Annotated in this window: 1 pseudogene; it reads left to right on the top strand. The window is 50.9% G+C overall.

From position 1 onward, the window contains the following. Window positions 1–23: 23 nt before the first annotated feature. A pseudogene (locus A1830_RS22645) lies at window positions 24–1,026 on the top strand (IS3 family transposase); the annotation flags it as partial.

Genomic DNA, 1,026 nt, shown 5'->3' with positions numbered 1-1,026 from the left:
CTCTGCTAATGAAGGAGATCGCTATGCGTAAAGCACGATTCACCGAACACCAGATTATTGCTGTCCTGAAGTCTGTCGAAGCTGGACGTACCGTGAAAGAGGTCTGTCGTGAGGCCGGGATTTCCGAAGCCTCCTGTTACAACTGGAAAGCGAAGTACGGGGGGATGGAAGCATCTGATATTAAAAAGATCAAAGATCTGGAAGATGAAAATCGTCGTCTCAAACAGATGTTTGCCGATCTGAGTCTTGAATGCCGGGCGCTGAAAGACGTCATCGAAAAAAAGCTTTAAAACCAGCGATAAAGCGTGAGCCCGCCAGCTATCTGACGACGCAGTATACGATGAGCATACGCCAGGCATGCAGGATATTATCGCTGAGCAGGACGGTGTTTCGTTATCAACCGGATACCCGACGTGATGAGCCGGTGATCCAGAGCCTGACTGAGGTGGCCGAACGTTATCCGCGCTACGGATTTAAGAAGCTTTTTCAGGTGCTTCGCAGGAAGGGGCATGTCTGGAACCACAAGCGCGTACACCGGATATATTGTCTGCTAAAACTTAATTTTCGTCGTAGGGGTAAACAACGCCTGCCGGTGCGTAATCCGGCTCCGCTGGCAACGCCGGAAGCACTTAACCAATGCTGGTCGATTGATTTTATGCACGACGCGCTGACATGCGGCCGACGTTTTCGGACTTTCAACGTCGTGGATGATTTTAACCGTGAAGCTCTGGCTATCGAAANGATTTTATGCACGACGCGCTGACATGCGGCCGACGTTTTCGGACTTTCAACGTCGTGGATGATTTTAACCGTGAAGCTCTGGCTATCGAAATTGACTTGAATATCCCGGCCCAGAGGGTCGTTCGGGTGCTGGACAGGATAGCAGCAACCCGTGGATATCCGCTGAAGATGAGGATGGATAATGGGCCGGAACTGGTATCACTGGCTCTGGCGCAATGGGCTGAAGATCATGGTGTGATGCTGGAATTTATTAAGCCGGGTAAGCCGACCCAGAACGCGTTTATC

Origin of the sequence: Erwinia sp. ErVv1 (assembly GCF_900068895.1) — a bacterium.
GTDB lineage: Bacteria > Pseudomonadota > Gammaproteobacteria > Enterobacterales > Enterobacteriaceae > Erwinia.
This window is presented reverse-complemented; position numbering and strand designations above follow the sequence as displayed.